Origin of the sequence: Streptomyces sp. NPDC017676, from assembly GCF_044329325.1 — a bacterium.
In the GTDB taxonomy this organism is placed as follows: Bacteria; Actinomycetota; Actinomycetes; order Streptomycetales; family Streptomycetaceae; genus Streptomyces.
Window position 1 is genome coordinate 47358 of the sequence record NZ_JBIRJA010000028.1, and the last position, 25511, is coordinate 72868.

The following is a 25511-nucleotide window of genomic DNA, read 5'->3' on the forward strand; positions in this document are numbered from 1 at the left end:
CACCGCCAGACGCAGCACGAGCGTCACCGCCGGACACGGCACGGACGTCACCGCCAGACGCAGCACGAGCCTCACCGCCGGACACAGCACGAGCGTCAGCGGTGGACGCGGTATCGGCACTGCCATCGGCGGCGTCCGGGCCAGCGTCCGGCGCCGTACCCGGGCCACTCCCCTTCGCCGTAGCCGAGCCGTCGCCGCTGTCCCCGGCTCCGCCGGTCCCCGTACCGTCCGGCACACTGTCGCGGACGCCGGCGGCCTCCGAGGCGGTCGGCTGGGCCGGGATCTTCGGTGAGACAGCGGCGGGACCGGCGATCCCCAGCGCGGCCGCGAGACCACCGCCCTCACCCGCACCGGCATCCGTCGGGCCGTCCGGCCCCCCGGACGCACTCCCGGTCTGGCCTACGGACGTACTCCCACCGCCGCCACCAGCCGCCCCCGCAGCCCTGCTCCCGCCCGCCCCGCCGGCCGGCCCCGCGGACGTGCCCCCAGCCGCACCAGCCGAACCCGCGAACGAACTGCGGGCCGCACCATCGACCGACCCCTCAGCGCGGCTCCCGCCCGCCCCGCCGGCCGGCCCCGCGGACGTGCTCCCAGCCGCACCAGCCGAACCCGCGAACGTACCGCCGGACGCACCACCGACCGATCCCCCAGCCCGGCCCCCGGCCGCCCCGCCAGCCAGCGCCGCGGACGTACCCTCAGCCGAACCCGCGAACGTACCGCCGACCGATCCCCCAGCCCGGCCCCCGGCCGCCCCGGCACGCCCCCCGGTGCCGCCGGTCGGCGTCGTCGGGTTTCCTTCGGGTACGCGTGCCGGCCTCTTCGTCGGGTGGGCGAGGTCGCCCAGGGCCGCGTGGGAGTCGGTGATGTTGATGGCCTGGAGCGTGTGGTCGGCGTTCGACTCCGCTCGGGTCCAGGACCGTTCGGCCAGTTCCCACAGCGTGGTCAGGGGGCCGGGGTCGGTGCCCGTGGCCTCGGCGAGGGCGATGACCGCGCCCTTGGGGGCGAGGAGCCGGCCGCCCAGATAGCGCTCCCAGGACGTCCTGCCGTAGCCCGTGCGGTCGGCCAGTGCCGCGGTGCTCAGGCCGCCGCGGTCGGCCAGTTGCCGCAACTGGACGGTGAACTCCCGTATCTGCGGGTCCAGATCCTCCGGCAGGGCTTTCCACCGAGGCATCATCTACCCCCTCTTCCCCTCTTCCCCCGTCTTCCTTGCAGGTCGCGCGTACGCGCTGACCAAAAGGATGCCAGGGCGGCGGTCAACCGCCAGGGGTGACCAGCCCCGTCTCGTACGCCAGCACCACCGCCTGCGCCCGGCTGCCGAGGTCGAGCTTGGTCATGGTGCGGTTGAGGTGGGTCTTGACGGTGGCCTCGCTGATGTAGAGGCGGTCGGCGATCTCCAGGTTGGACAGGCCCCGGGCGGTGAGTTTGAGGACCTCCACCTCGCGGGAGGTGAGCACGCCCAGGTCGGGCGGGGGCGCGGTGTCGACGGGCTTCTGCTGGCGTGCGAAGGCCTCGACCAGGCGCCGGGTGACGCTGGGGGCGAACAGGGCGTCGCCGCCGTCGACCGCCGTGACCGCCGCCAGCAGCCGCTCGGGGCCGGAGTCCTTCAGGAGGAAACCGGAGGCGCCGGCGCGCAGCGCGCCGTACACGTACTCGTCCAGGTCGAAGGTGGTCAGCACCAGGACCCGGGGCGGCCGGTCGGTGGCCTCGGCGAGGATCTGTTCGGTGGCCTCGATGCCGTTCACGCCGGGCATCCGGATGTCCATGAGGACGACGTCGGGCCGGGTCTCGGCGGCGAGCCGTACGGCCTGCTCACCGTCCCCCGCCTCGCCCACCACCTCGAAGCCGGGCGCGGCGTCGAGCAGGCCGACGAGTCCGGCGCGGATGAGGAACTGGTCGTCCACGACGAGCACTCTGATCATTCCGTACGGTCGTCCCCCCGGCCGTGCACCGTCCCTTACCGCTCCGCTTCTCGCGCGCCCCCGCGGTCGCGTTCGGCGGCCGAGGTCGGCAGGGTCAGCCGGACCTCGTAGCCGCCCTCGGTGCGTGGGCCGACGCTGATCGTCCCGCCGTAGAGCGTGGCCCGCTCCCGCATGCCAATCAAGCCGTGACCACCCCCTGTGGGCATTCTGTCCGGATCTGCCCCCTCGCCGTCGTCGGTGACACGGACCGTCAGTTCGTGGGTCCCGTACCGGAGTTCGACGCGCGCGTGGGCGGGGCCGGCGTGTTTGAGGACGTTGGTGAGGGCTTCCTGGACGACGCGGTAGGCGCACAGTTCGACACCGGGCGGCAGCGGGCGGGCGGTGCCCTCGACGTCGAGGTCCACGGGCAGGCCGCCGGCCCGGACCCGGTCCACGAGTTCGCCGAGCCGGGCCAGGGTGGGCATGGGGGCCCGCTGCGGCGCCTCGGGGTCCTCCTCGCGCAGCACCTGGAGCATGCGGCGCAGTTCCTCCAGGGCCTCGCGGCTGGTGTCCGCTATGGTGCCGAGCGCGCCGCGCGCCTTGGCGGGGTCGGAGTCGAAGACGAACCGGGCGAGGCCGGCCTGCACGGAGATGACCGACATGTGGTGGGCGACGACGTCGTGCAGTTCGCGGGCGATCCGGCCGCGTTCCTCGGCGACCGCGCGGCGGGCCCGCTCGGCGTGTTCGGCGTGCAGCCGCCGGGTGAGTTCGGCGCTGCGGCGGGCCAGGTGCCCGAACCAGACGAGCACCGAGCTGTAGAGCAGGGCCTGGCCGACCACGGAGGCCATGGAGGGGCTGTGGCTGACCACGCCGGCGTACACCCAGACCGCACAGGTGCAGGCGGCGCAGGCGAGCGCGGTGCACGGCGGGCGGACGGAGGCCACGGTGTACAGGGCGAGCATGGCGCCGAAGGTGCACACCACCGGCCAGTACCCGAGGCTGATGCAGCCGGTGGCGGCGGCCTCGACGACCGCGAAGACGGCGAGGGGGTGGCGGCCGCGCAGGGCGACCGGGAGGTGGGCGAGGGCGACGAGGGCGTAGGCGCGCGCGTCGAGTTCCGGCCATCCCTGGGACCGGGACTCCTGCGCGACCAGGACGGCCACCACGGCCATGGCCACCGCGATCAACGTGTCCACGACGAGCGGGCGGGGGGTCCTCGGTCGCATCGCCGCAGGGTAACCCGCACGGCCCCACCGGGGAGCCGACCGCGCGCGGTACCGCGTGGGTTGCGGCGGGGCGCGGAAGCGGCGGTGGCCCGCGTCCCCGGGGGGCGCGGGCCACCTGTCGTGCTGTTGGCGCTACTTGTCGAGCGTGAAGTGCAGGACGTCCTTCAGGAAGGGGATCTGCAGCCACGGGTTGGGCTGGGCCATCATCGCGAGCAACACGATGGCCAGGCCGAGGACGCCGTAGGTGACGATGTCGGTGAAGCGGGAGCGGACGGCGAGCATGCCGACGCCGGGCAGCATCCAGCGCATGACCGCGCCGGCCAGCAGGGCGGCGCCGATCAGCAGGGTGCCGTAGCGGAACACGTCGAGCGCGGTCAGCAGCAGGCCGAGCGCCACCGTCGACAGCACGACGAGCAGGGGCCACTGCCGTGCGGGCGCCGGGGCGTCGCCGGCCGCGGCCCGGCCGCCGCCCTCGGGGCGTGCGGTGTCCCTGGTGAACAGCGGGAAGCGGCGGGTGACGCGGCGCGGGCGCCCCTCGGCGTCAGGGGCGCTGATCGCGTCGCGTACGGTCGGCTCCGCGGGCCCGCGGGTGTCCTCAGCCGGCACTGCGCTCCGCCGCCTCGACCACGTTGACCAGCAGCAGGGCCCGGGTCATCGGGCCGACGCCGCCGGGGTTCGGGGAGATCCAGCCGGCCACCTCGGTCACGTCCGGGTGGACGTCACCGACGATCTTGCCCTCGGCGTTGCGGGAGACGCCGACGTCCAGGACGGCCGCGCCCGGCTTGACGTCCTCGGCGCGGACCAGGTGCGGGGAGCCGGCCGCGGCGATGATGATGTCGGCCCGCTTCAGGTGCGCGGAGAGGTCACGGGTGCCGGTGTGGCACTGGGTGACGGTGGCGTTCTCGCTGCGCCGGGTGAGCAGCAGCGGCATCGGACGGCCGATGGTGACACCGCGGCCGACGACCACGACCTCGGCGCCCTTGATCTCCACGCCGTGGCGGCGGAGCAGGGTGAGGATGCCGTTGGGGGTGCAGGGCAGCGGGGCCGGCTCGTTGAGGACGAGGCGGCCGAGGTTCATCGGGTGCAGGCCGTCGGCGTCCTTGGCCGGGTCCATCAGCTCCAGGACGCGGTTCTCGTCGATGCCCTTGGGCAGCGGGAGCTGAACGATGTAGCCGGTGCAGGCAGGGTCCTCGTTCAGCTCGCGGACGACCGCCTCGATCTCCTCCTGGGTGGCGGTGGCCGGCAGCTCGCGCTGGATGGAGGCGATGCCCACCTGGGCGCAGTCGCGGTGCTTGCCGGCGACGTACTTCTGGCTGCCGGGGTCGTCCCCGACCAGGATCGTGCCGAGGCCGGGCGTGACGCCCTTCTCCTTCAGCGCCGCCACGCGGGCGGTCAGATCGGACTTGATCTCGGCTGCGGTGGCCTTGCCATCGAGAATCTGGGCGGTCATGGTCCCATCCTCGCGGATGACCCGGCCCCGGTTCCAATCCGGGTGTCACGGCTTGATCAGTGATGTTGCACTTGCACAACACCTGACGCCTCCGGCTGGACAAGTAAGAGCCTGTTAAAGAACGATGAGCGGACAGTGCCGCGGGCAGTACCGGGGGGACGGACCGCATCTGTAGAACTTCCTCCGAACCGTGCCGCGCGTCGTCCCCGCACTTGAGCAGACGGAGGAAGACCGCCATGAGCTTTGGCGACCCCAACAACCCGTACGGCCCGCCGCAGGGCCAGCAGGGCGGCTATCCGCAGCAGGGCCAGCAGCCCGGATACGGCTACCCCGGTGCCCCGCAGGGCCAGCCCGGGTACGGCTACCCGGCCGCGCCGCCGGTGCAGCAGCCGTACGGCTACGGCGTGCCGATGGAGATGCCGGGCCTGATCAAGACGGCTCGGGTGCTGCTGTTCATCCTGGCGGGCTTCCAGTACCTGGCCGGACTGTTCCTCGGCATCGCCGCCGGTGCCACGCAGGACGTCTCCAACGGCATCGGCTCGGGTGACGACACCAGCACGGCCACCGGTGTGCTGATCGCGTTCGCGCTGCTGATGCTGGCGCTGGGCACCCTGTCGATCTTCCTGGGTGTGAAGTTCAAGAAGGGCGGCGGCGGCATCCGCGTCACGACGATCGTGTACGCGTCGCTGATGCTGCTCGGCAGCCTGGTGAACATCGTCAACGGCGGTGGCGGTTCGGCGACCTTCGGCGGGATCATCTCCCTGGCCTTCGCCGGCGTCATCCTCGCGTCCATGGTCAACGGCGCCGCCTCGGCCTGGTTCAACCGCCCGCGGTACTGAGCCGCCCGGCGCCCGGCACCGCTCCAGGGCCGTGTCCCGTCCGTCCGGACGGGGTGCGGCCCGGTGTCGTTTCCGGCTCCGGGTGCGGCCGGCTCACTGGTCCAGGTAGGCCAGCACGGCCAGGACCCGGCGGTTGTCGCCGTCCGTCGGGAGGAGGCCGAGCTTGGTGAAGATGTTGCTGATGTGCTTGGCGACGGCCTTCTCGGTGACGAACAGGGCCTGGGCGATGCCCGCGTTGGAGCGGCCCTGGGCGACGAGTTCGAGGACCTCGCGTTCGCGTTCGGAGAGGCTGCCGACGGATTCGTCGCGCTCCTTGCGGACCAGCAGCTGGGAGATGACCTCGGGGTCCATGGCGGTGCCGCCCGCGGCCACCCGCTGGATGGAGTCCAGGAACTGGCCGCCGTTGGTGACGCGGTCCTTGAGCATGTAGCCGACGCCCCGGCCGCCGCTGGTGAGCAGTTCGCGGGCGTAGAGCGGTTCGACGTACTGGGAGAGCAGGAGCACCGGGAGGTCCGGGTTGCGCTTGCGCGCGGAGAGGACGGCGCGCAGGCCCTCGTCGGTGAAGTTCGGCGGCAGCCGGACGTCGACGACCGCGACGTCCGGCTGTTCCCGGTCCAGGGCTTCGAGCAGGTCGGTGCCGTTGTCCACGGCGGCCACCACGTCGTGGCCGTAGGCCCCGAGCAGGCGGATCAGCCCGTCCCTCAGGAGGAAGTGGTCTTCGGCGAGGACAATACGCACGGGATCTCCATCGTCACCATCGTCGGCCCGCCCACGGGACTGCTCACGGCCACCACGCCGTCGAAGGTGGCGAGCCGGCGCTCGATGCCGCGCAGGCCGGTGCCGCGGGAGGCGTCGGCGCCGCCGTGGCCGTCGTCGGTCACGGTGATGTGCAGCATCCCGCGATCGTAACGAAGGTCGATCCAGGCGCGGGCGGCACCGGCGTGCTTCGCGACGTTGGTGAGGATCTCGGAGATGGCGAAGTAGGCGGCTGACTCGACGGGCATCTCGGGGCGGCCGGGCAGGTCGACCTGGACCTCGGTGCGCACCGGGCAGGTCATCGCCAGCGCCCGTACGGCGTCGGCGAGTCCGCGGTCGGCGAGGACCGGCGGGTGGATGCCGCGGACCAGGTTGCGCAGTTCCTCCAGTGCCGCCGAGGACGACTGCCGGGCCTCGATGAGCAGGGCGCGGACGGCCTCGGGGTTGGTCTCCAGCAGGTGCTCGGCCGCATCCAGGGTCATGCCCATGGCAACCAGACGGGCCTGGGCGCCGTCGTGCAGATCCCGCTCGATCCGGCGGATCTCGGCCATCTGCGTGTCCACGGCGTCGGAGCGGGTGGCGGCCAGGTGCTGGATCCGGCTGGCCATCATCTCGCTCTCGCTCGGCGCCAGCATCGCCCTGGTGTAGAGGGCGTGCCGGCGCACCGCGCGCGGGGCCGCCCACAGGGCCAGCGGCAGTTGCAGCAGCCCGAGGACGCCGGCGAGCACCGCCGTGGCCTGGCCCTCGATCGGGATGAACTGGTACCACAGCCCGTCCCACTCGGTGGACAGCGGCACCCCGAAGAAGGCGAGGAAGACGCCCCAGGCGCCGCTGAGGATCAGCGCCAGCGGGAAGAACGCGAGGAAACCGCCGGCGATCGGGTCCGTGAGCACCCAGACGTACTCCCGCCGGGTCTGCGGGTCGCTCATGATCCAGCGGTAGCGGGCGACGGCACCGGAGGCCCCGGCGGGCGCGGGCGGCAGCGGTCCGGGCGGGCCGGGGATCTCCACGCCCGCCCAGCGCCGGGCGAGTTCCCGCTGCTGTGCGGCCAGGTTGCGCACGCCCTCCATGGCCCGCGGCACCATGCCGAGGCCGGGACCGACCAGGCTGATCGCGCCGGACACGGCGAGCGAACGGCCGAAGGCCGCCATCGACATCCAGCACAGGGTCACCACCCGGCGCAGCCCCGTCAGCCCGGCCGACACCGAGAATCCCCTGATCGCCTCCGGTGGGCGGATCCCGCCGAGCTGCATCGTGCGGTCGTCCATGCGACTCGCTCCTTCCTGGCCTTGCTCCGCCGTGCGCGGCGCCGCTGCCGTACGTCTGTCGTGGTCCGAGGGGCCCGCACTCATTGTGGTGGCCGAGGGGCCGGGAAATCGGTGGTAAAAACCCCCCTCTTGCGACCCTTCTCGGCCAACTCCCGTCAGGGGGCGACGAACAGCGAGAGCGTGTCGGCCACGCACGCGGCCCGGGGCTCCCCCTCGACCTCCACCGTCATGCGGACCGCGGCCAGGTGGCCGGCGGGCGTCTCGCGCACACCGGTGAGCTTCGCCCCGCCGCGCACCCGGGAGCCGACCGGCACCGGACGCGGGAAACGCACCTTGTCCAGGCCGAAGTTGACGCCCAGCTCCACCTTCTCGATGTCGAAGATGGCCCGCATCATGGCGGGCAGCAGGGCCAGGGTCATGTAGCCGTGCAGGATGGTGCCGCCGAACGGGCCGGTCGCGGCCCGCTCCGGATCGGTGTGGATCCACTGCAGGTCGCCGGTCGCCCCCGCGAACTGGTCCACCTGCTCCTGCGTCACCCGCACCCACTCGCTGTGGCCGAGGTGTTCGCCGACGGCGGCGGAGAACTCGTCCAGACTGGCGAAAGATCTCATGGCGTCGATTCTGTGCGGCTGCCGAACGGCCGGACAAGGCGGTCGCCCGCCGCGCGGCCGTTCGGTCAGCGAGCCGTCATCCGTTCGTCAGCGTGCGCGCCGGGCCGGCCCGGCCGCGGCGCGCCCGGGGTCAGCCGTACCGCTTCAGCTCGTGGAAGAAGCCGGGCACGGTGTGCAGTTGGTCGGCGTCCCGGACCCGGTCGTACACGTACTTCGCGACCGCCAGGTCGAGCACGCCGAGGCCGAACGGCGAGAAGACCACCGGCCGGTCGGCGGGCGGGGTGATCGCACCGGTCAGCACGTCGTGGAGGGTGCCGGCGACGAAGTCCCGGTTGCCGGTGAGCTGTTCGGCCAGGTGGGGCGAGGTGCCCGCCTTGAGGCAGTGGTCGATGTCGTCGACCGCGTTCCAGGCGAAGAGGATGATCTCCGGCGACAGGTCGCGCAGCGACACGTGCAGCACCAGCGGGTTGTGCGTGAACCACTCCGGGTCGGTGACGTGCGGCTCGCCCGCCACGGTGGCGAAGACGACGAGGTCGCTGGCGCGGATCAGGTCCTCCGGCTTGTCGTGCACGGTGATCTCCGTGCCCTCCGGGGCGGTGCGCCGCAGGTAGCCCGTGAAGCCCTCGGCGTGCTCGGCGGACAGGTCGTGCACGCCCAGGGCCTCGAAGGCGAACCCGGAGGCCGCCAGGTAGGTGTGCAGATAGCGGGCGATCAGGCCGGTGCCGATGAAGCCGACCCGGGTGGGCCTGGTGCCGCGCGCCCGGCTGATCCGGTCGGCCGCGAGGGCCGCCGAGGCGGCGGTGCGCGCGGCGCTGATGATGGAGGACTCCAGGCAGGCGAACGGGTAACCCGTCCGCGCGTCGTTGAGGACGAGGACGGCCGAGGCGCGCGGCAGGCCGGCGGCCACGTTCTCCGGGAAGCTGGAGATCCACTTGATGCCGTGCACGTCCACGTCACCGCCCACCGAGGCGGGCAGCGCGATGATCCGGGAGGACGGGCGGTCCGGGAAGCGCAGGAAGTACGAGTCGGGGTTGACCGTCCGCGCCTCGCCGTGCAGCCGGTAGGCGGCCTCGACGGTCGAGACGACCTCGTCCTCGGCACCGGCGAGCACCTGGTGCACCTGGGCACCGGAGATCACGGAGAAGGACGGGACCTGGGACACCTGTGAGGTCATGGGAACACTGCTCCAGGGAGTTCGTTGGACGAGGGGGCGGGCCGGCGGGCCGGTCAGCCGATGCGGGCCAGGCCCTTGGCGTGCCGCCGGGCGCGTCCGCGCGACACCTGCAGCGGGTCCCAGCCGGGCGCGCGCGGGGGCAGCCGGGCGGGGTCGCCGAGCACCGTGCCGGACATCACCTCGGACAGCAGGGGGCGCCCCAGGATGTGGGAGACCGCGGCCATGCCGCCGGCGGCGACCCCGGCCATGCCGCTGCCGTGCCGGGTGTTCTGCCCGACCACGTACAGCCCCTCGACGTCGGTGCGCACGTCGGGCCGCTGGCCGCGCGGGCCCCAGGTGGCCATGCCGTACGGGGTGCCGCCGCTGGCGCGGATGTAGCGCTCGTGGGTGAGCGGGGAGGCGGCCTCCACATGGGTGATCCGGTCCCGGAACGGGCCGAGGACCCGCTCGGCGGTGTCCAGGACCAGCTCGGTGACCTCCCGCTTGCGGGCCAGGTAGGCGGGCCGGCGGCGGTACGGCTCGCCCGTGAGCGGGCCGCCGTCCGCGCCCCAGAACGCGTGTCCGGGCGGGAGGATCGTCAGCAGCTGGAAGTTGCTGTGGCCCGGCGGGCACACGGCCGGGGACCCGGCGTCCTTCACAGAGGCGAAGGAGAAGGCGAGCTGCGGGATCCGGTCCAGGGTGCCGGTACGGGCCCAGCGCTCCAGCATCCCGGCCTGCGCGCCCTCCATGTCGTCGCTGTCGTGCCACCAGATGTTGGCGTTGGGCAGGCCCGGCAGCTCGGTGTCGAGGGCGACGTACACCGCGACCACCGCGTCCCGCATCCTGGCCGCGCGGGTCCGGGCGACCAGGTCGGCGGGGAAGGTCTCCTCGCCGCCGCACAGGTCCAGGACGGTACGGCGGTAGTCGGCGTTGGAGACGACCAGCGGGGCGGAGATCCGGGTGCCGTCGGCGAGTTCGACGCCGGTGGCGCGGCCCCGCTCGACCAGGATGCGGCGCACCTCGCAGCGGGTGCGCAGCTCGCCGCCGTACGCCTCCAGGGCCTCCACGAACGCGGCGACCAGGGCCTGGCCGCCGCCCTCCGGGAAGTAGGCGCCGCGCAGGTAGTGGTCCATCATCGTGACGTGCTCGGCGAAGCCGACGTCGGCGGGCAGGGCGCCGTAGTTGCCGGCCTGCGCGGCGAGCAGGGTGCGGCCCTTGGCGGACAGCCCGCAGTGGTCCAGGGCCTGGCCGAGGGTGCGCCGGTTCCAGCGCATGGTCTCGGGGGACCGGCGGAACAGCTCCACCATCGGGGTGCCGAGCAGACTGGCCCGGCCGGCCGCGGCGACGGCCGTGGCGAGGTCGAGGAACCGGTCCACGGCGTCGGCCTCGGCGGGCAGGGCCGCTTTGAGGCGGGCGCGGTAGCGGTCCCAGCCGGCCGGTACGTCGACCCGCGCGGTGGGCGTGATGATCCGGTCGAAGCCGCCGTCGTTGTCCATCGGCCGGAACCGCACCCGGTCGGCGACGCCGAGCCCGGAAAGGACGGCGGGCAGCAGCCCGTCCGGGCCGCAGTCGCCGAGGTAGTGGGTGCCGACGTCGAACTCGTACTTGCGCCGGCGCCGGAACACATGGGCGTTGCCGCCGGCGACGTCGTGCTGTTCCAGGACGAGGACCCGGCGGCCGTCGGCGGCGAGATATCCGGCCGTCACCAGGCCGCCGACGCCGCTGCCGACCACGATCGCGTCGTACCGCTCCCCCGTGCCCTGCATCTGGCCCCCCATCAGAAGACGCCGCCCCCGTGGATCTCCACGACGGCTCCGGTGATGTACGCCGCCCGGTCGGACACCAGGAACGCCACCAGGTCGGCCACTTCCCCGGCGCGGCCCAGCCGGCCCAGCGGCACGCCCTTGAGCTGGCGCTCCAGGGCCGCGGCCGGCATGCCGCCGACCATGTCGGTCTCGATCAGCCCGGGCGCGACGACGTTGGCGCGCACGCCCCGCGGGCCCAGCTCCTTGGCGAGGGACTTGGTGAAGCCGATGATCCCGGCCTTGGAGGCGGCGTAGTTGGCCTGGCCGGTGTTGCCGTAGATGCCCGCCACGGAGGACAGGTTGACGATGACGCCGGTGCGGCGCTTGCTCATGGTGAACGCGGCGGCCCGGCACACGTGGTAGACGCCGTCCAGATTGGTGCGCAGCACCCCGTCCCAGTCGTCCTGGCCCATCAGCACCAGTGGCCGGTCGCGGGTGACGCCCGCCGAGGTGACCACCGCGTCGACGGGGCCGAGTTCGCTCTCGGTGCGCGCGTACCACTCGCGCACGTCCTCCGGGTCGGCGACGTCGCAGCGGACGGCGAGCACCCGGGTGCCGTGCTCGGCGGCCTCCTTGGCGAGTTCCTCGGCGGCGTCCTGGTTCGAGCGGTAGCAGAACGACACGTCGAAGCCGTCCCGTGCGAGCCGCTGCACGACGGCCCGGCCGATGCCCCGGGAGCCGCCGCTGACCAGCGCGATCACGCGTCCTCCCCGAGCAGTCGCAGTACGGCGGCGGCGACGGCGCCGTCCCGGTCCACGGCGGTCACCAGCGCGGCCCGGCCCCGGGAGCCGGGGTCGGCCGCGGCGACGGAGAGCACCGCGGCGATCTGGAAGGACGCGGCGGCGGCGCTGGTGTCGCCGAGCAGCTCCATCGACGGCACCCGGCGCAGCGCCTCGGCCGGCACCAGCGCGGCGAGCGCCTCGTACTCGGCGCGGCCCGCGTCGCTCGGCGCCGCGCAGGGTACGGCCGCCCAGACCTCGTCGGCACCGACCCCGGCCCGCTCCAGGGCGCGGCGGGCGCAGGCGTCGGCCGTCGCGAACGGGTCGTCGTCGATGTCGACGCGGGTCTCGATGCTCAGCACGGCGGCCAGCGGCGGGCGTTCGGCCGTCCCGGCGGGTTCCAGCAGGAACAGTCCGCAGCCCTCGCCGAGCAGCGGCGCGGGCTCGCCCGGCCGGGCGGCGGTGGCCTCGTACCAGGCGTGCGCGGCGGAGAACTCCTCGGCCGAACCGGCCACGTACCTGGTCGCCCGGCCCTGTCCCAGCAGCCGGCGGGCGTAGTTGAGGGCGAGCAGCCCGGCGGCCCGGCCGCCGGCGACCGTGGTGTTGGGGCCCTTAAGGCCGTGCCGGATGGCGGTGGCGCCGGCGGCGTGGTTGAGGCTGCCGAACGGGATGCGGCCGGCGTCGACGTAGAAGGGGCGCTCGTTGGTGTAGGACTGGCGCAGGAAGTCGGTGACGTTCTCCAGGCTGCCCATGGTGATGCCGAGGACGACACCGGTCAGGTCGTCGGTGGTGACGGCCGGCTCGCCGGCGGCGTCCCGCAGCAGCCCGTCGGAGGCCACCAGGGTGAGCGCGGTGAGCCGGTCCATCTTCGCGGTGCCCCGCTTGCCGAGCAGCTCCTGGATGTCGAAGCCGGGCACGGTGCACACCTCCGGCGACGGCAGGGTGCCGTAAGAGGCGTCCGCCATCACGGCCGTCTTCGCGCCGGCGCGCACGCCGGCGGTGAACGCCTCGCGTCCGATGCCGTACGGCGACACCGCCGACCAGCCGGTGATGACGGGCGTGTCCGGGGGCAGCGCGGCCCGCGGGACGGCAGTTGCGTTGCTCATGCTCGGACCTTCTCCCCGTAGGTGCCCAGGATCAGCACGGCGTTGTTGCCGGCGAAGGCGCTGGAGTTGTTCTGCACGATCCGGACGTCCGCCGTGACGGCCTCGTTGGGTACGACGTCGAGCGGGCAGTCCGGGTCGGTCTCGCGGTGGTTGATGGTGGGCGGGATGAACCCGTGCTCGATGGCGAGACCGCAGGCGATGGCGCCGAGCGCGCTGGCCGCGCCCATCGAGTGCCCCAGCATCGACTTCACGGCGACCGTGCGCGGCGGCGCGTCCCCGTACACGTCGAGGATGGCGGCCGTCTCGGTGCTGTCGTTGGCCTTGGTGCCGGTGCCGTGCGCGGAGATGAAGTCGATCTCCTGCCGCTCGACGCCGGCGTCGTCCAGGGCGAGCCGGATGCCCCGCGCGATGCCGTCCCGGTTGGGGGCGGTGGGGTGGGCGGCGTCGCAGCTCAGGCCGTAGCCGAGGACTTCGGCGTGGATGCGCGCGCCACGGGCCAGGGCCGACTCCAGGCTCTCCAGGACGAGGATGCCGGCGCCCTCGCCGGTCAGGATGCCGCCCCGGTCCTTGTCGAAGGGGCGCACCACGTCCGGGCTGAGCGCGCCGAACCGCTTGAACAGGGCGAACGCCTTGCGGCAGACGGCGTCGGCGCCGCCGCACAGCGCCAGGTCGACCTCTCCGGAGCGGATGGCGTCCAGGCCGTAGCCGATCGAGTAGTTGCCGGCCGCGCAGGCCGTGGTGACGGTGGTCGCCTCCACGTTCGGCATGCGCAGTTCGCGGGCGATGGCGGTGGAGAGCCGGCCGGCGTAGATCCGGCGGGCGAGCACCGGGTCCATCGCCTCGGGGTCCCCGGCGGCCAGCTCCTGCTCCAGCAGGACGGCGATGTCGTGGGACTCGCCGTCGGTGGTGCCGACGGTGATGACGGCGGACCGGTCGGCGAGTTCGGTCTCGGTCAGTCCGGCGTCCTCGACGGCCATGCGGGCCGCGGCGACGGCGAACTGGCCCGCGCGGCCCACGTGGCCGGACGGCAGGTTGCGGATCCAGCGCTCCGGCTCGAAGTCGGGGACCTCGCAGGCGGTGTTCTGCCCGAAGCCCTCGGTGTCGAAGCGGGTGATCGGCCGGGCGCCGGAGCGGCCGGCCTTCAGGCCCGCGGTGTACTCCTCGACCCCGGTGCCGATGCTGGAGATCACCCCGAAACCGGTGACGACGACCCGTCGCTGCCCGGCCCGGTCGATGGGTGCCGTGGTGGTCATGGGCGTCACCAGCCGGCGGCCGTGGCGGCCACCTGGTAGGTGGCCTCCACGTTGACCATCTTCGGCAGTTCGTTCATGTCGATGACGATGGAGTACTCCATTTCCAGCGCGCTGAGGACATCGATCAGCTTCAGGGAGTCCGCGCCCAGTTCGTCGATGAAGAGCGCCGTGTCGGAAAGGCGCTCCAGGTCCACGTCGATGTTCTCGGCGATGATTTCCCGGATACGGGTGAGGCGCTCGGGAGCGGCCGTCGTCATGGTCTTTCCTCCGTTTTCGGATGGCCGGTGGGTGATTCGCGGAAGACCTGCGAGGGAAAGTCGAAAAGAGCGGGAAAGCTGCGGGAAATGGGCAGCGATGAGGCTCGGCAAAAACCTAGTCAGCGGCGATGACTGTCCAGTGACCGTCAACTGACGGACCGCTGACGGCGGTCAGTGGCCGCCCGCGCGGCGGAACCCGCGCACACCGCCCCACACCGCGGCGAGCAGCAGCGCCGTGAGCGTCACGGCGGTCACCAGACCCGGGTGGTGGGCGGGGAAGCCCCCGGAGGCCGCCGCGCCCGGGTCGTTGCCCCACAGCCGCCGGCAGGTCGTGACGACCGACGTGACGGGGTTCCACTCGGCGAGCGGGCGCAGCCAGCCGGGCAGGCCGCTGACGGGGACGTAGGCGTTGGACAGGAAGCTGAGGATGACCAGTACCAGCGCGCCGGTGCCGTCGATGGCCTCGATGTTGCGCTGGGTGGTGCCGAGGAGGATGCCGACCCAGGTCATCACGTAGACGAAGGCGAGCAGCACCCCGAAGCCGGCGGCGGTGCGCAGCACGCCCTCGTGCGGGCGCCAGCCCACGCCCAGGCCGACGAGGCTGACCGCGGTCAGGCTGACCGCGCCGACGACCAGGTCGGACAGGGTGCGTCCGAGCAGCACGGAGGACGGGGAGATCGGCAGCGAGCGGAACCGGTCGACCAGTCCGTGCCGCAGGTCCAGGGCGACACCGATGGCGGTGGGTCCCACTCCGGTCAGGCCGACCTGGATGGCGATGCCGGCCATGATGAAGTCCTCGTAGGCCACGCCGCCCGGGATGTGCATGGAGCTGCGGAAGAGGTAGCCGACGGCGATCAGCATCACCAGCGGGTTCATGGTGACCAGCACCAGCCGGCCCGGTGAGCGGCGCAGATGGGTCAGATGCCGGCCGGCCAGGGCGAACGTGTCACCGAGGTGCCCGCGCACGGATCCGGCCGCCGGCCGGGACGGGCCGGTCGGAGTGGTGGCCGTGGCCGTCACTGGGGCTCCTTCTTCGTGACCGTCAGGGGCTGCGGATCCACGACCGCCACGGGTTCCGCTTCCGCGGCCGGCACGGGGGATTCCCCGGCGGCCGGCGCGGTGCGCTTCTGTGAGGTCGGCGCCGGTTCCTTGGGCTGTGCGGGTCGGCTTCTCGTGGTCGTCGTGGACTGTTCCGGTGTCGTGGCCGGAGGCGCCGCGCGGCCCGTACCCGTGAGGTCGAAGAAGACGTCGTCGAGCGTGGGCCTGCGCAGGTCGATGTCGACCGTGGGTACGCCCTTGTCGCGCAGGGCCTGTGCGGCGCGGGCCAGGTCGTCCAGGCCGTCCGGGCCGAGCTGGACGGACACCCGGCGGGCGGCCTCGTCGGTGACCGGGGCCGGACCGCCGAGCACGGCCAGCGCGGCGACCGCGTCGGCGAGGTCCTCGGGGCCGGCCACGGTCACCTCCAGCCGGTCGCTGCCGACCTGCCGTTTGAGGGTGTCCGGGGTGCCCTCGGCGATGACCCGGCCGGCGTCGATGACGGCGACGCGGTCGGCGAGCTGGTCGGCCTCCTCCAGGTACTGGGTGGTGAGCAGGATGGTCACGCCCCCGGCGGCCAGGTCCCGCACCACGTCCCACAGCACGTTGCGGCTGGCCGGGTCCAGACCGGTGGTGGGCTCGTCCAGGAACAGCACCTCGGGGTCGCCGATGACACACGTGGCGAGGTCGAGCCGGCGCCGCATCCCGCCGGAGTAGGTGCCCGCGGGCCGGTCGGCGGCCTCGGTCAGCTCGAACCGGTCCAGCAGCTCGGCGGCCCGGCGGGTGGCACCGCGCCGGCCGAACCGGAGCAGCCGGGCCAGCAGGACCAGGTTCTCGCGCCCGGTGAGGAGTTCGTCCACGGCGGCGTACTGCCCGGCCAGGCCGATGCGCCGGCGCACCTCCCGGCCCTCGCGGACCACGTCGTACCCGGCGACGGTGGCCCGGCCACCGGTCGGCCGCACCAGGGTGGCGAGGATGCGGACGGTGGTGGTCTTGCCGGCGCCGTTGGGCCCGAGGACCCCGAGGACGGTGCCGGCCGGCACCGCCAGGTCGATGCCGTGCAGCGCGGTGTGGGAGCGGTAGCTCTTGCTCAGCCCCTCGGCGAGGATCGCCGTGTCGGACGCGGCCACGGTCAGCCCGCCTGCCGCTGGAGGCTCAGCGGGCGCAGGTCGGTCCAGTTGCTCTCCACGTAGGCGACGGCGGAGGCGCGGTCGGTGGCGTCGAGGGCCACGCGCCAGCCGTCGGGCACGGCGGCGAAGGACGGCCACAGGGAGTGCTGCCCCTCGTCGTTGACGAGGACGAGGAAGGTGCCGTCTTCGTTGTCGAAGGGATTGGCCATGGCGGGTCTCCAGATCTCGGACGGTGGTGGACGGTCGGTGGGTGGTACGACGTCGGGTCAGCGGGCGGCGGCGACGGCGGCCAGCCGGCGCTCCACGGCGGCGCCGATGAGCGCCGCCGGGGCGGGCCGCAGCATCTGCTGGTGGCCGCAGGGCACGTCGTGCGTCTCGACGGGCCGGCCCAGGTACGGCTCCCAGCCCTTGGTCTTCAGCGCGCGCTCCTCCGCCGAGAGCCCGTCGGCGGCCCGGAACAGCGTCATCGGGCAGCCGTCGAAGCGGGTCGGGGTGTGCCGCTGGACCAGGTCGAGGTGATTGCGCATGACCGCGAGCAGCCGTTCCAGGGTGGCCTGGCCGAGCCCGGCGAGCGGGCCGCCGGTGCGGGCCAGGTGGGCGGCGACGGCGGCCGGGTCGAGCCGGTCCGGGCCGGTGCCGTCGATTCCGGCCTCGGCGAGGAAGTCGGCGAGGAACTCCGCGTCGGTGGGGTGGACGCCGCGCCCGTCGTCGGGGTACGCGTCCAGGTTGGCGAGGTGGGCGACCTCCTCGCCGGACGCGTGCAGCAGAACCGCGATCTCGTGGGCGACGATGCCGCCGTAGGACCAGCCGAGCAGGTGGTACGGGCCGTGCGGCTGTACGGCCCTGATCCGCGCCAGGTAGTCGGCCGCGACCTCACCGATGCTGCCGGGCAGCGGGCCGTCGTCCCCGAGACCGCGGGCCTGGAGGGCGTGCACGGGCCGCTCGGGGTGGAGGTGCTCCGCGAGCGCGGCGAACGGGATGCCGAAGCCGAGCCCGCCGTGCACGCAGAACAGCGGCGGCAGGGTGCCGGCGGAGCGGATGGGCAGTACCGGCCCGAGCAGGTCGACGGCGCCGTGGTCGGTCACGGCGGCGGTGGCGGTCCCCGGGGTGCGGTGCGGGTCGGCGGTTCCGCCCCCGGCCTCGGCGCTCGCTGCCAGCGCCTCCAGCGTGCGGTGTTCGAAGACGGACGCCAGGGTGATCCGCAGACCGGCTCCGGTGGCGGTGTTGACCAGGCGGATCGCCTTCAGGCTGTCGCCGCCGAGCGCGAAGAACGAGTCGTCGGGGCCGGCCGGCACGCCCAGCACCTCCGTGACGGCCGCGCACAGGCGCCGCTCGGCGTCGGTGCGGGGCGGGCGCACGGCGCCGGAGCCGGTGGGGCGGGCCGGGGCGGGCGGCAGGGCGGCGGCGTCGAGTTTGCCGTTGACGGTCATCGGCAGTTCCGGCAGCGGCACATAGGCGCCCGGCACCATGTAGTCGGGCAGCGCGCGGGCCAGGTGCCGGCGCAGGTCGTCGGGCTCGGGCGCGGGCCCGCCGGGGGCGGGGACGACGTAGGCGACGAGCTGCCGGCGCCCCAGGGGGTCGGCGGGGGCAAGGACGGCGGCCCGGGCGACGGCCGGATGCGCCGTCAACCGGCGTTCGATCTCCCCCGGTTCTATGCGGTAGCCGCGGATCTTGACCTGGTGGTCGGCACGGCCCACGTAGTCGATCCGGCCACGGGCGTCCCAGCGCACCAGGTCGCCGGTGCGGTACATGCGTGCGCCGGGCTCGCCGTACGGGCAGGCCACGAACCGTCCGGCGGTCAGCGCGGGCCGGCCCGGATAGCCGCGGGCCAGCCCGGGTCCGGCCAGGTACAGCTCGCCGACCACCCCGCGTGGCACCGGTCGCAGGGCCTCGTCCAGCACGTAGGCGCTGGTGTCCGCGATGGGCAGGCCGATGGGCACGCCGGCCGGGGCGTCCACCGCGTCGGCGGTGTCCTGGAGGGTGGCGAACGTGGTGGCCTCGGTCGGGCCGTACACGTTGTACACCGTCGTGTCCGGCAGCGCGGCCCGCAGCCGGTCCAGGTGGTCGCGGGAGTGGGCCTCACCGCCGGTGAGCAGGGCGCGCAGCGGGGCGAGGGCGCGCGGCCGGGTGTCGGCGACCGCGTTGACGAACTGGGTGGTGAGGAAGGCGACGGTCACCCCGGCCTGCCGCAGGAACCTGCCGAGCGCCTCGGGGTCCGCGGGCCCCGGCGGGCAGACCGCGAGCCGGGCGCCGTGCACGAGCGGGGCCCAGATCTCGAACGTGGAGGCGTCGAAGGCGACCGGCGCGAAGTACAGGAACGTGTCGGCGGCGGTGAACCGCAGCTCGGGCAGCCCGTGCACCAGGCGTGCGGCGGCCCGGTGGGAGACGGCCACGCCCTTGGGACGGCCGGTGGAGCCCGAGGTGTAGATGACGTACAGCAGTTCGTCGGGGCGGGGCGCGGACACGTCCGGCCCGTCACCGGGCAGAGCGGCCAGGGCCTCCTGGGTGGCGGGCGCGTCCAGGACGACGACCTCGGCACCGGAACCGGTCGTCCGCGCCTCCGGGCCGGTGGAGGACTCCCCGGTGCCGGGGACGGCGGCACGCGCGTACTCGTCGGCGGCGGACGCGTCCACGGCGGCAGGCTCGGTGGCGGGCGCGACGGTCCGCGCGTGCGCGTCGGCCACCGACTCCCCGGTGCCGGGTGCGGCGGCACGCGCGCAGTGGGCCGTCAGGGACTCCTGGGTGAGCAGCAGGCGGGCACCGGCGTCGGTGAGCATGTCCCGTATCCGGTCGGCCGGGTAGGTGGGGTCGAGCGGCAGGTAGGCGGCGCCGGACCGGGCGATGCCGAGCAGCGCGGTCACCGTGGCCGGGCCGCGTTCCAGGCACAGCGCGACCAGGTCGCCGCGGCCGATGCCCCGCGCGGTCAGCAGCCGGGCCAGCCGGCCCGCGGCGTCCCACAGCTCGCCGTAGCCGGTGTGCGTGATCCGGCCGGCCGGGTCCCGGTGGACGAGGGCGACCGCGTCCGGGGTCGCGGCGGCCTGCCGGGCGACCAGTTCGGTGAGGGTGGTCACGGGCGTGCCGGTGCGGCGCGTGCCGTGGGCCAGCAGCGCGGCGCGTTCCTCGGCGCCGAGGAGGTCCAGCCGGGACAGCGGGCGGTCCGGGTCGGCCAGCGCGGCGCCGAGCAGCCGGACGCAGGCGCCGGCGATGGTCCGGGCGGTGCCGGGTGAGAACAGGTCGGCGCTGTACTCAAGCGCCAGCTCGATGCCGGGCCCGGCCTCGGTGAACTGGAAGAACAGGTCCCACTTGGCGGTGGCCGACGGCACTTCCTCGGGCCGTACCGCGAGCCCGGCCGACCCGGCGGGGCCCGTGACCGTCTCCTGCTGCTGGAAGGCCTGCTGCTGGAAGGCGAACATCACCTGGAACAGCGGGTGCCGGGCCGGCGACCGCTCGGGGCTGAGGACCTCCACCAGCTTCTCGAACGGCACGTCCTGGTGCTGGAAGGCCGCCAGGTCCCACGCGCGCACCCGGTCGACGAGCGCGCGCAGACCGGGATCGCCGGCGGTGTCGGTGCGCAGCACCAGGGTGTTGACGAACATGCCGACCACGTCGTCGAGGCGTTCGTCGGCGCGGCCCGCCACGGGGGTGCCGAGCGGGATGTCGGTGCCCGCGCCGAGCCGGGTGAGCAGGGCGGCGAGGGCCGCCTGGAGCACCATGAACGGGCTGGCGTTCCACTCGGCCGCCCGCTCCCGCAGCCGGGCGGCCAGCTCCTTGGGCAGGGCGGCGCGCTCGGTGCCGCCCCGGTGGCCGGCGCGGGCGCCGCGCGGGAAGTCGTGGGGCAGCGGCAGTTCCTCGGGCAGGCCGGCGAGGGCCGTCGTCCAGTGGGAGAGCTGGCGGGCGAGCTCGCTGTCCGGCCGGTCCGCGTCGCCGAGCAGGTCGCGCTGCCACAGCGTGAAGTCGGTGTACGTCACCGGCAGCGGCGGCAGCCCGGGCGCGTGCCCGGCGCCGCGTGCCGTGTAGGCGGCGGTCAGGTCCCGCAGCAGCGGGGTGAGGGACCAGCGGTCGCCGGCGATGTGGTGCAGGACGAGCAGCAGGACGTGCTCGTCGGGGCCGAGCGCGAACAGCCGGGCGCGCAGCGGGATCTCGGTCTCCAGGTCGAAGCCGCGGGCGGCCTCCGCGGCCAGCGCGGCGGGCAGCCCGGCCTCGTCGACGGTGCTCGTGGGCAGCGGCACGGAGGCGTCGGCCGGCGCGAGCACCCGCTGCTCGGCCGGGCCGACGCCGTCCGCCCAACCGGTGCCGGGAACGGGGGGGAGCCCGGCACCGGGGTCGGCGGCGGCACCGGGGGCGGTGCGCGCCGGGAACACGGTCCGCAGCGCCTCGTGGCGGGCGACGAGGTCGCGCAGCGCCGCGTGGAGCGCGGGGACGTCGAGCGGGCCGGTGAGCCGGACCGCGAGCGGGATGGCGTAGAGCCCGCCGGGCGCGCCGAGCCGCTCGATGAACCACAGCCGCTGCTGGGCGTGGGACAGGGGGACGACCGCCGGTCGCGGCCGGGGGGTCAGCGCGGGCCGGGCGGGCGCGGCGCCGTTCAGCCGGGCGGCGAGCGCGGCGGGGCTCGGGGCCTCGAACAGGTCCCGGAGCTCCAGTCGCGCGTCGAGTTCGGCGCGGACCCGGTTGACGATGCGGGTGGCGAGCAGCGAGTGGCCGCCGAGGGCGAAGAAGTCGTCGTCCACACCGACGCGTTCGAGCCCGAGGACCGCGGCGAACACCGTGCACAGGACGGCCTCCTCGCGGGTGCGCGGGGCGCGGTCGGAGGTGGCGTAGGCGGGCGCGGGCAGGGCCCGCCGGTCGAGCTTGCCGTTGGCGGTCAGCGGCAGCGCGGGCAGCCGTACGACGGCCGCGGGCACCATGTGCTCGGGCAGCCGCTCGGCGGCGAACGCCCGCAGCTCGGCCGTCAGTTCGCGGTCCGAGGGGCCGCCGTCCGGGTCGTGCGGGACGGCGTAGGCGACCAGGCGGGGGTCGCCGGGCCGGTCCTCGCGGGCCACGACGGCGACCTCGGCCAGCCGGGGGTGCCGGCCCAGCACGGTGGCGATCTCGCCGAGTTCGATGCGGAACCCGCGCAGCTGCACCTGTTCGTCGGCGCGGCCCAGGTATTCGAGGGTGCCGTCGGACCGCCAGCGGCCGAGGTCGCCGGTGCGGTACATGCGTGCGCCGGGCTCGCCGTACGGGCAGGCCACGAACCGTCCGGCGGTCAGCGCGGGCCTACCCAGATAGCCGCGGGCCAGCCCGGGCCCGGCCACGTACAGCTCGCCCGGCACACCGGCCGGCACCGGCCGCAGCGCGCTGTCCAGGACGTACACCCGCAGGTCCGGGATGCCGCGCCCGATGAGGCTGCCCCGGCCGGCCGCCGCGAGGTCCCGGTCCAGCTCCTGGTACGACACGTGCACGGTGGTCTCGGTGATGCCGTACATGTTGACCAGGCGCGGGGTGTCCGGGTGCCGGGCGTACCAGTCGGTGAGCCGGCCGAGGTCGAGCGCCTCGCCGCCGAACACCACGTGGCGCAGGGCGAGTTCGCGCGGCCGGTCGGCGTCGGCGCGCATCAGCTGGTAGAAGGCGGACGGCGTCTGGTTGAGGACGGTGACCCGCTCGGCCGCGAGGAGGTCCAGGAAGGCGTCGGGCGAGCGGGCCACGTCATGCGGTACGACGACCAGGCGGCCGCCGTACAGCAGCGCGCCCCACAGCTCCCAGACGGTGAAGTCGAAGGCGATGGAGTGGAAGAGGGTCCACACGTCGTCGGGGCCGAAGCCGAACCATCCGTCGGTGGCGTCCAGCAGCCGGATCACGTTCCGGTGGGGGACGACCACGCCTTTGGGCCGGCCGGTGGAGCCGGAGGTGTAGATGACGTAGGCGGGGTGGTCCGGGGTGAGGGCGGCGGGTTCGGGCGCGGTGACCGGCTGGGCGGCGGCCTCGGCGCCGACGGCGTCCGTGTCGAGGTCGACACGGACCGGGCCGGGCACGTCCGCCGGGCCGGGCAGCGCGATCTGGGTGGTGGTCAGCAGCAGCGCGGGCCGGGCGTCCCGCAACGTGTGGGCGATGCGCTCCGCCGGGTGCGTGGGTTCGAGCGGCAGGTAGGCGGCGCCCGCCTTGAGCACGGCGAGCACGGCGACGATCAGCTCGGCGCCGCGCGGCAGGGCCACGGCCACGAAGTCCTCCGGACCGACCCCGCGAGCCGCGATCAGATGGGCCAGCCGACTCGACCGCTCGTCCAGCTCACGGTAGGTGAGCCGCACACCGGACCGATCGGTGACGGCTACGGCATCGGGGGTACGGGCGACCTGGGCGGCGAACCGGTCGGGAAGGGTCGCCCCGAGGAGGCCGGCCGGCGCGTCGGTGGCGGGTGGATCGGACGGGCCGGGGGCCGGTGTTGTGACGGAGGGCAGGCCGGGGGCCGGTACGCCGGCGTCGGGCAGGCCGGAGTCCGGTGCCTCGGTGGCCGTTGGACCGGTAGCGGGTGGCGTGGTGCTCCACTCCGTGAGGATGCGGTGTTCTTCCGCCGCGTCCAGGGCGCCGAGGTGGGCGAGGGGGGCGTCCGGGGCGGTGGCCACCTCGGCGAGGGTGCGGACCAGCCGGACCAGGAGGCGCTGCGCGGCCTCGGTGCCCTCCCCCAGCGCCGACGCCCGGTACGACAGCCGCAGCCCGAGGCTCTCGCCGGGCAGCACGGTCAGGTGGAGGGGGTAGTGCGTGGCCGCGTGCACCCGCGCGGCGGAGACCGTGCCGCCGGTGTCGCGGTGCAGCTCCTCCTCGTCCAGCGGATAGTTCTGGAAGGCGAGGACGGTGTCGAAGAGTTCGCCCTGGATGCCGCACGCGGCCTGCACCTCGGCCAGCGGCAGGTGCTCGTGCGGCATCATCGCGACCTGCTGCCGGGCCAGGTCCCGGAAGAGTTCGGCGGCCGGACGTCCGGGGCGTACGTCGGCCCGCACGGGCAGCGTGTTGGCGAACAGCCCGATCATCGACTCGACGTCCGGGACCTCGGCGGGCCGCCCGGAGGTGACGGCGCCGAAGACGACGTCGTCGCGTCCGGTGAGCCGGCCGAGCAGCAGCGCCCAGCAGCCCTGCACCACGGAGTTGAGGGTGAGGCCCTGTGCCCGGCTCCACGCCAGCAGCGCCCCGGTGTGCTCGCGCGGCAGGACGGCCTCGGCCTCGACGGGCGGCTCCCCGGCGCCGGTGGCGTCGGGGGCGACCCGGACGGGGCCGTCGAGCCCGCGCAGCAGGTCGGCCCAGGCGCCGCGCGCCGCGTTCTTGTCGCGGGTACCGAGCCAGGCGAGGTAGGAGCTGAACGGCGCGGGCGCCGGCGGTTCCCCGGACCGTCCGGCGAGCAGCGTGAGTTCGCGTACCGCCAGGGGCAGGGACCAGCCGTCGACCAGGATGTGGTGCACCGACCACACCAGCCGGTGGCTGTGCTCGCCGAGCCGGATGAGGCTGAACCGCATGAGGGGCGGGCGGGCCGGGTCGATCCGCCGCCCGCGGTCCTCCCGCGCCAGCCGGTCCGCCGCGGCCGCCCGCTCCCCGGCGGGCAGCCGGGTGAGGTCGTGCACGGCCCACTCGGGCGTCACGTCGTCCTCGCGGAGCACGATCTGCACCGGCTCGCCGTTCTTGCGGTGCCGGAAGCAGGCCCGCAGGTTCGGGTGCCGGCGCAGCAGCGCGGCCGAGGCGGCCCGCAGCCGGCGTTCCAGGTCGGTGCCGTCGCCCTCGATGTCCGCGGTGAACTGGAGGACGTAGTGGTCGGTCGCCGCGCGGTCGTACGAGGACAGGAAGAGCAGCCCCTGTTGCAGCGGCGAGAGCGGAAGCACTGCGTTGATCTTCGACCCGGTGCTGGATTCGGTCACGTCAGGTCCTCACTCAACTCAAGTTCGAGGTCGGCGAGTTCTTCGGCGGACAGAGTGATGAGCGCGTCGGCGGGCTCCGGTGCGGCGGCCTCCTCGGCGGGCGCCTCGCCGGCGGTCCGGGCGAGGGCGGTGACCGTGCGCCGTTCGAAGACGTCGCGGGTGGTGAGGGCGAGCCCGGCGGCGCGGGCCCGGCTGACCAGCTGGATGGAGCGGATGCTGTCACCGCCGAGCGCGAAGAAGTCCTCGTCCACGCCCACCTCGGCCACCCCGAGGACATCGGCGAAGATCCCGGCCAGCACGCGTTCACGGTCGTTGCCCGCCCCCCGCTTGGCCTCCTGCCCGGACAGGGCGGGGCGGGGCAGCGCCTTGCGGTCCAGCTTGCCGTTGGCCGTCAGCGGCAGCGCCTCCAGCACCAGCCAGGACGCCGGGATCATGTAGGCGGGAAGCAGCTGGGCCAGCTCGGCACGGACACGGACCGCGTCCACGCCGGGTCCGGTGAGGTAGCCGACCAGGCGCGGGTTGCCGGAGGCGTCGGGCAGCACGGCCACCGCCGCGTCCGTCACACCCTCCAGGGTGCGGATGACCGCCTCGATCTCACCCGTCTCGACCCGGCGGCCCCGGATCTTGACCTGATGGTCACGCCGCTCGATGAACTCCAGCTGGCCATCTGCCCGCTGCACGACCCGGTCCCCGGTGCGGTACATCCGCGCACCCACAGGCCCGAACGGGTCGGCCACGAAGGTCCCGGCCGTCCGGGCGGGGTCGTCCAGGTATCCCCGGCCGACGCCCGCGCCACCGACGTACAACTCACCCGGCACACCCACCGGCACCGGCTGCAACTCGTCCGACAGCACATACAGACACGTGTTGCGGACCGCCGAACCGATCGGCACCCGGGCACCCAGTTCATCCCCGTGCCGGATCACGGCGTGGGTCACATCGTCCGAGCACTCGGTCGGCCCGTAGGCGTTCATCATCGGCACATGCGGATACCGCTCGTGCCACCGCCGGCACAGATCCGCCGGCAACGCCTCACCCGTCACCATCAGCCACCGCAACTCCGGCAGCTCCGGCGCCACTCCCTCGATGTCCCACGCGTCCAACGCCGCCCGCAGCAGCGACGGC

Annotated in this window: 20 protein-coding genes; 1 reads left to right on the forward strand and 19 read right to left on the reverse strand. The window is 74.2% G+C overall.

Translation table 11 applies throughout. The features are described from left to right. From ACH4LD_RS39570 to ACH4LD_RS39590, 5 genes are all read right to left on the reverse strand, one after another. Positions 1 to 1174 (reverse strand): helix-turn-helix domain-containing protein (locus ACH4LD_RS39570; protein ID WP_398059173.1); only part of this gene is annotated, 1174 nt, incomplete at its 3' end. A gap of 79 nt (positions 1175 to 1253) precedes the next feature. Next, positions 1254 to 1919 carry a response regulator transcription factor gene (locus ACH4LD_RS39575; RefSeq protein ID WP_132786781.1) on the reverse strand — a complete coding sequence of 222 codons (666 nt, stop codon included), beginning with the start codon at positions 1917 to 1919 and terminating at the stop codon, positions 1254 to 1256. A 35-nt stretch (positions 1920 to 1954) separates the two neighbouring features. After that, positions 1955 to 3124, reverse strand: coding sequence for a sensor histidine kinase (locus ACH4LD_RS39580; RefSeq protein WP_398059157.1), 1170 nt, complete (start codon positions 3122 to 3124; stop codon positions 1955 to 1957). Between the two features lie 132 nt (positions 3125 to 3256). Beyond that, positions 3257 to 3730 carry a DUF3017 domain-containing protein gene (locus ACH4LD_RS39585; protein WP_398059159.1) on the reverse strand — a complete coding sequence of 158 codons (474 nt, stop codon included), beginning with the start codon at positions 3728 to 3730 and terminating at the stop codon, positions 3257 to 3259. Continuing rightward, positions 3720 to 4574: a bifunctional methylenetetrahydrofolate dehydrogenase/methenyltetrahydrofolate cyclohydrolase gene (locus tag ACH4LD_RS39590; RefSeq protein ID WP_132786785.1), complete on the reverse strand. Its 855-nt coding sequence runs from the start codon at positions 4572 to 4574 to the stop codon at positions 3720 to 3722. The genes ACH4LD_RS39585 and ACH4LD_RS39590 overlap by 11 nt, the downstream gene beginning before the upstream one ends. A gap of 236 nt (positions 4575 to 4810) precedes the next feature. Here ACH4LD_RS39590 and ACH4LD_RS39595 point away from each other — a divergent pair, with 236 nt between their 5' ends. Then, on the forward strand, positions 4811 to 5413 hold the full coding sequence (locus tag ACH4LD_RS39595; protein WP_398059160.1) for a hypothetical protein: 603 nt from the start codon (positions 4811 to 4813) through the stop codon (positions 5411 to 5413). A gap of 93 nt (positions 5414 to 5506) precedes the next feature. Here the strand turns inward: ACH4LD_RS39595 and ACH4LD_RS39600 are convergent, their stop codons facing one another. From ACH4LD_RS39600 to ACH4LD_RS39665, 14 genes are all read right to left on the reverse strand, one after another. Continuing rightward, on the reverse strand, positions 5507 to 6151 hold the full coding sequence (locus ACH4LD_RS39600) for a LuxR C-terminal-related transcriptional regulator (RefSeq protein WP_398059161.1): 645 nt from the start codon (positions 6149 to 6151) through the stop codon (positions 5507 to 5509). After that, on the reverse strand, positions 6115 to 7437 hold the full coding sequence (locus ACH4LD_RS39605) for a sensor domain-containing protein (protein WP_103816248.1): 1323 nt from the start codon (positions 7435 to 7437) through the stop codon (positions 6115 to 6117). Before ACH4LD_RS39605 ends, ACH4LD_RS39600 begins: the two co-directional genes overlap by 37 nt. A 155-nt stretch (positions 7438 to 7592) precedes the next feature. Continuing rightward, positions 7593 to 8048, reverse strand: a complete 456-nt coding sequence (locus tag ACH4LD_RS39610; protein ID WP_103816247.1) for a MaoC family dehydratase — start codon at positions 8046 to 8048, stop codon at positions 7593 to 7595. A 130-nt stretch (positions 8049 to 8178) separates the two neighbouring features. After that, positions 8179 to 9222, reverse strand: coding sequence for a 2,3-diaminopropionate biosynthesis protein SbnB (sbnB, locus tag ACH4LD_RS39615; RefSeq protein WP_398059162.1), 1044 nt, complete (start codon positions 9220 to 9222; stop codon positions 8179 to 8181). 53 nt (positions 9223 to 9275) lie between these two features. Then, positions 9276 to 10967, reverse strand: a complete 1692-nt coding sequence (locus tag ACH4LD_RS39620) for a phytoene desaturase family protein (protein ID WP_398059163.1) — start codon at positions 10965 to 10967, stop codon at positions 9276 to 9278. 11 nt (positions 10968 to 10978) lie between these two features. Then, entirely contained in the window at positions 10979 to 11707 is a 729-nt protein-coding gene (fabG, locus tag ACH4LD_RS39625) for a 3-oxoacyl-ACP reductase FabG (RefSeq protein WP_398059164.1), read from the reverse strand. Then, a complete protein-coding gene (locus ACH4LD_RS39630; protein ID WP_398059165.1) occupies positions 11704 to 12831 on the reverse strand; it encodes a beta-ketoacyl synthase N-terminal-like domain-containing protein in 1128 nt (375 codons plus the stop codon). Before ACH4LD_RS39630 ends, fabG begins: the two co-directional genes overlap by 4 nt. Then, a complete protein-coding gene (locus ACH4LD_RS39635; RefSeq protein WP_398059166.1) occupies positions 12828 to 14084 on the reverse strand; it encodes a beta-ketoacyl-[acyl-carrier-protein] synthase family protein in 1257 nt (418 codons plus the stop codon). Before ACH4LD_RS39635 ends, ACH4LD_RS39630 begins: the two co-directional genes overlap by 4 nt. A gap of 5 nt (positions 14085 to 14089) precedes the next feature. Next, positions 14090 to 14341 (reverse strand): acyl carrier protein, encoded by a 252-nt coding sequence (locus ACH4LD_RS39640; protein WP_041665449.1) that lies wholly within the window; start codon positions 14339 to 14341, stop codon positions 14090 to 14092. 171 nt (positions 14342 to 14512) lie between these two features. After that, positions 14513 to 15361, reverse strand: coding sequence for an ABC transporter permease (locus tag ACH4LD_RS39645; protein ID WP_398059167.1), 849 nt, complete (start codon positions 15359 to 15361; stop codon positions 14513 to 14515). Beyond that, positions 15358 to 16506, reverse strand: coding sequence for an ATP-binding cassette domain-containing protein (locus ACH4LD_RS39650; RefSeq protein ID WP_398059168.1), 1149 nt, complete (start codon positions 16504 to 16506; stop codon positions 15358 to 15360). Before ACH4LD_RS39650 ends, ACH4LD_RS39645 begins: the two co-directional genes overlap by 4 nt. Before the next feature lie 2 nt (positions 16507 to 16508). Continuing rightward, a complete protein-coding gene (locus ACH4LD_RS39655; RefSeq protein ID WP_014674493.1) occupies positions 16509 to 16715 on the reverse strand; it encodes an MbtH family protein in 207 nt (68 codons plus the stop codon). A 57-nt stretch (positions 16716 to 16772) separates the two neighbouring features. Next, positions 16773 to 24386 carry an amino acid adenylation domain-containing protein gene (locus ACH4LD_RS39660; protein WP_398059169.1) on the reverse strand — a complete coding sequence of 2538 codons (7614 nt, stop codon included), beginning with the start codon at positions 24384 to 24386 and terminating at the stop codon, positions 16773 to 16775. Continuing rightward, the coding region (locus ACH4LD_RS39665) for a non-ribosomal peptide synthetase (RefSeq protein ID WP_398106217.1) at positions 24383 to 25511 on the reverse strand (1129 nt) is incomplete at its 5' end. The genes ACH4LD_RS39665 and ACH4LD_RS39660, both read right to left, overlap by 4 nt.